The 8,241-nt window shown below is 40.9% G+C and carries 5 protein-coding genes; 1 reads left to right on the forward strand and 4 read right to left on the reverse strand.

Annotated features, from left to right (window positions below; genetic code table 11):
- The coding region (locus tag ACMJ0U_RS04355; protein ID WP_417128415.1) for a DUF4831 family protein at positions 1–208 on the forward strand (208 nt) is incomplete at its 5' end.
- 400 nt (positions 209–608) lie between these two features.
- Here the strand turns inward: ACMJ0U_RS04355 and ACMJ0U_RS04360 are convergent.
- The 4 genes from ACMJ0U_RS04360 to ACMJ0U_RS04375 all read right to left on the reverse strand — a co-directional run.
- Entirely contained in the window at positions 609–2,864 is a 2,256-nt protein-coding gene (locus tag ACMJ0U_RS04360; RefSeq protein ID WP_417128417.1) for a DUF4955 domain-containing protein, read from the reverse strand.
- 159 nt (positions 2,865–3,023) lie between these two features.
- Entirely contained in the window at positions 3,024–5,306 is a 2,283-nt protein-coding gene (locus ACMJ0U_RS04365; RefSeq protein WP_417128419.1) for a DUF4955 domain-containing protein, read from the reverse strand.
- A 77-nt stretch (positions 5,307–5,383) separates the two neighbouring features.
- Entirely contained in the window at positions 5,384–7,312 is a 1,929-nt protein-coding gene (locus ACMJ0U_RS04370; protein WP_417128421.1) for a PL29 family lyase N-terminal domain-containing protein, read from the reverse strand.
- 35 nt (positions 7,313–7,347) lie between these two features.
- The coding region (locus tag ACMJ0U_RS04375; protein ID WP_417128423.1) for a PL29 family lyase N-terminal domain-containing protein at positions 7,348–8,241 on the reverse strand (894 nt) is incomplete at its 5' end.

An 8,241-nucleotide genomic window follows, 5' to 3' on the forward strand; every position in this document is an offset into this window, starting at 1 on the left:
AAAGATTGACGGTGTCATTTATAATGTGCCGGGCAAAGGCAATGTCACAGTCAGCTACCAAGGTAAAGAACTCTTCAACGACGAAATGTCCTTCACTCAGTTCGGTTACACTGAAGTACTGTTAGATGGCTTGTTTGACAAAAAAATCAATACACGGGTAATTTTCAACTCCACAACCGGCGGAATCTTGAAAATTGACAAAGATTGATATACCGGATTTAACAATAAGAATCCCGTTCTCGGAATAAAATATCTGAGGACGGGATTTTCTATTTTAGCTCAGTCTGTATAAAATTCGCCTTTCATACCTCTTCAGGTTAAATAAGAACAGAAGAAAACAAACTGCCTAAATTTATCAACTAAAAAGTTTGTCAAAACCCCGCAACTAAAAAAGCACACCATCCGGTAATTTTTTATGTTTCCCCGGCGAGAACTGTGTGTTTTCCAACTGAAAAATATAAATCTCCGGCTGAAAAACGTATGTTTCCAGACCGGAAACTATAAAAGCCATGAAGACATTTCATAAAAAATTCCAGAACTCCATGCTAATATCAAAGCATAAAGGTCGGGACAAGCCCTTAAGGCTCATCCCGACCTTTCCAATAACACTATTTCAGCGCATTTAGCCAAGCCGGAACACTTCCTAAACGATGTTCCAATTGTGCTTCATAAAGCGACTGAGGCTCTACCGGTATGCCATGGCTTTCATCCAGTTTCACCTGGTCTTGTACAAATTTGACAGGGTCACCGTGGAATCCCACGATTACCGGTGGCAGAATTTTCCAATATTTCCACCCCGTACGCCACCAGTCAAACTCCCCGTTTTCAGGAAGCGTACCGCTTCCATTCAGTTTTGTATTTGTGGAACACATATTCCATATTGTAAGGTCATTCAGGTGATTCGGTACCTGGTCAGCATCCCCACCTTGTCTGGATTGTACAAAACCACCTGTACAATTATCAATCAGTGTAGCCCGGGGCTGAGTAGCATGCGACTCAAAACAAGCATCATTCCCCCAAGTCACTCTCCAGATAACAGCTCCCATACTAGGTTTTGACACTCCACAAGCATGATATTGTCCGGTATTACTCTGGAACGTAGGATACTCATCCGCCAACGGACCATCCGTACAATCACGTACCGCACCGATAAACACCCGGCTGGATCCTTGGGAACGAATAGCTGCATGTCCACGGTTTCCCGTAATATTAATCTTATAGGCAGAAAAATTCGCACTTGAAATAATTGAGGCCGCCTCACTCACACTCTCAAAATTAACCCGTCTCATCCACGAATTTACCAGTCTCATAAAAGCAATCGGTTTATAAGCCCCGTCGTCAATCCAGCTGCGGTGATGCTTGAAATCATTTACAGCATGTCCCACAAACGTCAAATCTTCTACGCCCACGTTCTCATAACAAGAATACTTGCGCAATTTCCATTTCCATTGCGTATCTACCTCATGCATAATGGGTTCCTTAAAGGTAACTTCATCACCGCTAATGCCCACTATCTGATGATAATCCTCTACCTGTACTCCTTCTGTAGAAATATTTGTCATAGTCGACTCCCAAGCATACGGAAGCAATTCCTGTTTCACCAGTTCCGGGCTATTGTCATGCAAATACAAACATACCCACTCACCAACTTTAAAATTCGATGCTCCGGCCACCTTTACCTTAAAGGTTCCTTTTCCTGCGTTTCCCGTCACTTCATACTCTGCTCCCAGCCATGAGTTATGCTTAATATTAATCATTACCGGAGAGGAATACATCACTTTCTCATTCGTCGGCAGGTTCGGGGTATCCATTTTAATGAACGTCTTGTCAGGTCCGTCACCTTTTATTACAAAGTTTCCGCCATAGATAATAATAGACGAGCTCGTATTATTCCCTTTTTCGTCGCACGCAGGGTTCTCAACGTCTTGCGTCAGCGTATTATCCTCATCATTATGCAGTACATATTCTCCAGCAGGGAAATAGAATACCACTCTTGCATTGGCATTTGAATACGATTTGCTTTCATCGTCAATGCGTACTAGTCTTTTTTCTTTCAGCAACGCTAAAAATGCCTCCCGCGCAGTCAAATCGGGATGGGCATTCATGTATTCTCTTACATTAACCGTTTCATATCCCAAAGCAAATCCATCAGGAGCCTCAACCTCTCCATGTTTATAGCCTGCATACGAAAAATCCAACAATACATTGTCGGTCGAACCAGTCACAAACTTGTTCCACGCATCCGTTGTATTCTTACCCTGTACTTTCGCAGTAATCACTTTCTCTCCACAGCGCAAAGAGATTGCCAACGTTCCATTTTCTTCATTTACCGAACATTTCGCAAAAGGAGAAAAAGCGATAGCCGTTTCCTTTTCTACATCCCATACCTGACGAGTTCCTATTTGTATCCACTGAGAACCATTATAAGATACTTCCCAGAATTTCTTTTCTCCTACCCGAAATCGAGGAGTAAAAATGGCTTTGCCAGCGGAACTAAGCGCAGCTGCAAGCTGTCCGTCTACAGTTGTCAGGTTTGCCGTTTTTCCATCCAGTTCATACACCCAGAAGCCATCAGCGTCAATGCCCACCAAAGGAACTGAATTCTTTTTTACTTGTTCATCCTCGGCATACACAGTAAGCACATGCCCGTTATCCAGTTCCACCAAATAACGTCCGTTACTTTCTTTCGTATAAGCCAATATTTTTACTTTTCCTTCTGCTATCTGTTGCATGTCTGCAATGTCACGATTCATTTGTGCCAATACATTCCCTGCAACTGGAGCATCTCCTCCTTCATCAGTTCCCTCATTTTTGTCTGGATTCTCGTCTTTGCAAGCGTATAAACCACACAAAGACATTATCATAAAAAAATACAATAGTCGTTTTACAACAAACTCAAAACGAAGCACTTTCATTCAAATTTTCTTTTTAAAGTTTATTAAATCTAATTCCAGTCATATATACTTATAAAACTACCCCGTAATAGCATAACTCTACTACGGGGTAATATTTTTTAATTCAAATTATTTCAGCGCATTCAACCACGCAGGAACATATCCCAAACGTTTCTGCAACTGAGCTTCATACAATGACGTGGGAGTTACCTCCACACCTGTGCTCTCTTCATACGTTAACTGTCCTTCTTCTTTTGAGAAAGTTACCGCATTTCCATGTGTACCAACCACTATAGGTGGATAAATTTTCCACCAGATATTTCCTGCATCCCACCATTTAAAGTCAGAAGAGAAATTATCGCCTTTTTCATCTGTTGTACCCGTCACATACAAATTCCACAAGGTCAAATCTGACAAATGATTCGGTGCTTCATTTTCGGCTCCACCTGCATGATACCGTACCAGTCCTCCACGGCAATTATCAAAAAGAGTAGCACGAGGCTGAGTAGCATGCGACTCAAAGCAAGCATCCTGCCCCCAGTTACAATTCCAAACTACGGTTCCCATACTCGGTTTTGACACACCGCAGCCATGCCACTGCCCATGCCCACGAGAATCAGAGCTCTCATCACAGACCTTGCCAATAAACACACGACTAGAGCCTTGTGCACGCACTGCTGAGTGACCGCGATTACCCGTAATCGAGATATTATAAGCAGAGCAGTTAGCAGATTCACCAAAAGTAATTGCCTCGCTCACGCTTTCAAAACTTACATTGCGCACCCATGAATTCACCACACGGTTCAACTGCAAAGGCACATATCCACTGTCGTACAACCATGCTTTCGACTCATCCTGTCCTTCCCCATGATGATAATAAGGAGTAATGGCCTTGCCGACAAAAGTCAGGTCTTCCACTCCAACGTTTTCAAAATATTTATAATCACGAATCACCCATCCACCATCGTAATCATTATAAGCCACATTCACTTCATGCATAATCGGTTCATAGAAAGTTACCATATTACCATCAATTGATTTAATTTGGTGAAATTCCATGACATTTACTCCTTTTCCATCTTCATTAGCCTTTGTAAGATCAGCTCCAACAAGCCCCGGCTGTTGCGCAATTGACCATGAAGTCGTCATTTGGTTATACATAGGACCGACCTCTTCTTTTAGAAGTTCATTGTTTCCGCTGCGCAAACGCAACTGCACCCATTTGCCAACCGATAAAGCAGCAGCAGATGCCACTTTCACACTAAAGCTTCCCTTAGCAGCATTTTCTGTTACCTGCGCTAAAATTTTAGAATTACCAACATTTGTCGGACTATTAGTATGCTTAATGGTCAACAACGGAGCTGTAGTAGATTCACTAGTGCCAATCGGGTTATTCATCAGCAAACAAATTTTTCCAATCCCATCTCCTTTTATTACGAAATTTCCTCCGTAAATTTCAGGGAACTTAGCTGTATTTCCTTCTGGCTGCAAATCATAATTACCGGCAGGGAAATAAATCACAATCTTCGCACTAGCATTTGTCGCAGAAGTACTAGATACACGCACCAGTTTGTTTTCATCCAATATTTTAATCAAAGCATCACGTGCCGACAAATTATCTTTCACCATACGTTCCCTCACGTTTATCACCTTGTACCCCCACGCAAAGCCATCAGCAGGAGCACTTTCTCCGTGATTGTATCCGGCATATGAATAATCCAGCAACACATTATCTTCACTCTTCATCAAAAACTTCTTCCATGCCTGGGCGGAAGAAGAAACTGCGGCATCTATTGAAAGAACCATATCGCCCCCAGATAAAGCCAACGACAAGGTTCCATCCTCATTTTCCGTTACGGATTTAAACAAAGAATAACTTGCCACCGTTTTTCCTTCGAGTGAAGGTGCCGGAGTATCCGATAATTTTTTCCAATGTACACCATTCAAAGACATCTGCCAACAGCCGTCTTCTCCTAATGCTAATTGAGGAGTAAATGTACCCTTGCCTAAACTCTTACATGCAGGGACAGGATTACCGGAAAGGTCTGTCAATGTCTGTTTTTCACCACCCAACATATATTCCCAATATCCTTCTGCATTAATCGCAAACAATGGAATATCTGTATCAACTTCTGTCTGTAAAGCCGCGTTTACAATCTTTCCGTCACTTAATTTTAATGTATAATTATGCTGTTCATCGGAAATATAATCTACCACTTCTACTTTACCATCGACCATCAATTGAATGGCTGCAATGTCTGAATTATACTGCGCTAATTTTTCTGCCAGCTCAGCGGGTTGCTCCGGTATTTCTATCGGGGTAGAAGGATTTACAGTTTCCTCATCCGAACATGCTGTGATTGCAAACAAGCAACCACAAAACACTATTTTTTTCCAAAATTGTAGGTTCATAGTATTATCTATTTGAGACATATCAGCCACCCGGTAATACTATATCGGATGGCTGATAACTGTATTTCAATGTTTTATTATTCTATGGTCGCACCGTAACCTTGATATTCTGGTTTCAAGACATACGTACCATTTACCGCATCCACAGTCACAAAAGGAGACTCCGTCAACTTCTGAATCTTTTCCGCATTTTCCAAAGGAGGAGTCTCTCCTTGCCACAAGTTCAAATAATAACTACCTGCAATATAGCCAATATTATCAGCTACTTCTCCATCTGTAGCTTGCAATGGATCTGAAGAATTTCCTCTTTTGCGGAACACCGTCACATTATTAGTATTATTATCTGCATAAATAATATTATTCTTCACAATCATCGTAGAAATATCCCCATTTACAATACCATTTCCTACATAATGCATATTAAGGAATGTGGTATTACGCAATACCAATGATCCAATACCTGCCTTCGTGGCATTAGCATTATTCACTCCAAATAATTTAAATGTTGATGCATTGTTCCCATAGAAAATAGTATTATCAACAGACATTGAATTGAAAGTTACAAAATTACTATTTCCAACACTTATTATATTATACTCTGTCAACTTATCTATTTTTACTTTAGATTTATGGAGGGTGAAGCTATTTATAGCAACAGTTGACGATGCATAATAAAATGCATTTTGAGTAGCAGTAGACGGTACTTCAAGATTACACCCATCAAACGCTACATACGGAGCATTATTAGTATTTATTGTCAAGAAACGATAGGTTGCACTCGCATCCAATTTTAAAGCTACATTCTTACAAATAAGACTTGTTCCATTCAATGTAATTGTGTTCGTACATGTCACAACTGGTTTTTCTCCTGTAGGAGAATCATTAATCAGAATCTTGTTCTTATTTTGGGAATTCTTATATGTTACGTTCAATCCAGCATTAATAAAATAAAGTCCATCTGTAGTAATTTCTGCACCATCAGTAGTAATAGAAGTTACAGTCAAATCTACTTCATCTCCATTAATAACGACTTTATTATCCGCACTTCCCTTCTTTATTTTCACATCATTGATTACAATTTCACCTCCCTCATTAAATTCCTGATACCAGCTCGTTATCACTTTCTTGGAGCGTACCTTAATCTGGTCAATCGCCCAATACAAACCTTTGTTCACCTGCAAAGTAATGATACCTTCTGCTCCATCCTGATTGGGAGGAGTGATAGCCAATGTCTGATTTCCTATTGCAGCAGTTACTGTCCAACCTTCCGGTGCATTTACCAAAACTGCATCTCCTTGTAAATTAACATTCGTAGATGCTCCTGTTGTCGGTACAATCCAATACCCACCTTCCATAGCAGGATCCGTAATAGCACATGACAAACCCGAAACGATAGGAATTGCATATTTTGTATCACTACCCGTTAAGGTGATTTCAAACTTATCTCCTGCGGTATTAGGAGCAGCTGAAGCAATAAGACCTGCCACAGAAGAATTACCTGTAGCAGACGCATACACACGAGTACCTTGTTGATTCTTTACCTCTTGCCAAGTCTGTTTATCATCGTAGCTCACTTCCCAATAGTATTTGCCTTCCGACTCCATAGCCAGACGGAACTGAGGAGTAACCCCAGGTTCTCCATCCGCTGCCACAGCACGATGTTCCGTTTCCACACCACCGATTACCCAAAAACCATTGCTGGAAATACTCACTTCTTGATACGCATCCGTAGCTCCGACTTCACCTTGTGTCAGTTTAATTGTGCCACCATCACTCAGAACCAAAGAATAGCTCCCGTCTTCATTCTTCGTATAACTCTGAATCGTTTTGTTTCCATCCAAAGCAACACGTATCATATTCATACCTTCATTCAGTCGGTCTACCTTTGCTTCCATGGCAGTCACACGATCTTTTAAGGTATCAATGTCTCTTTCCAGATCATCGGTCTTACATGCTCCCAATGACAAGGCCACTAGGGCAACACCTATATATTTATAGATTTTCATAATGTACATATTATTTTGTTAACCTATCGTTATCTTTAATTCTCAGCAGTTACCGTTACAGTTACCGAAACCAGTTTACAATATCCTTCTTCTGAAAAAACTTTCAAATTCAGAGTATAATTTTGAGCAGCCAGAGTAGCCGGAGCTGTCACCTTCAATTCCGTATCTGAGACCGAAACCTGCAATGGAGTAGATTCAATCGTAATGTCTTTTACATTAATCTGCTGAATAGTTACCGTTGCAGACTGCCCTGCCTTCACTGATATACTATTTCCATTCGTTAAGACCAAATCGAAAGAAGCTTCTGCTCCTACCGGAACAGTTACAGACTCTCCAGTAGCGGCTACTACAAATACCATAGATTTTCCGTCATCACCAGGTGTAACAGACTGAAAAATACTCGGCAACATCATATCTGGAGTAGCAATAGAAGTCGTACCTCCTATGCGTTCCCATGTAACTCCTTCATCCGTTGAAATAACCCAGAAGCCTTCCGCATCTACACTTATCTGAGGAGTAACGCCGTCCTTGCCATCTATCGGCAATGCCGTAATCGGACTCCCCGTAGCATCTGTCAACACAACATCTGTACCGTTCTGAGTATAATGCCACATACCATCTTCACCTATATACATTTGAGGAATTTCATCATCTGGCTTTCCACTATAAATCGTTACAGCAGTTCCGTCACTCAGTGTAAGTACATAATTCCCGGTTTTCTCATCATAATTATAGTCCTTAATATAAATTTGACCGAGAACCATATCCTGATAAGCTGCAATCTGCTTATTATAAGCGTCTATCTGCGTATCCAAAGCATCCAAACGCGCATTCAAGTCATTAATGTCATTACGGATTTCATCACGATCGTCACAGGATGAAAACGCAACAAAAGACAGACATGTAATAAATAAATATAGTATTTTTTT

Origin of the sequence: Phocaeicola sp., from assembly GCF_048170425.1 — a bacterium.
Classification (GTDB): Bacteria; Bacteroidota; Bacteroidia; order Bacteroidales; family Bacteroidaceae; genus Phocaeicola.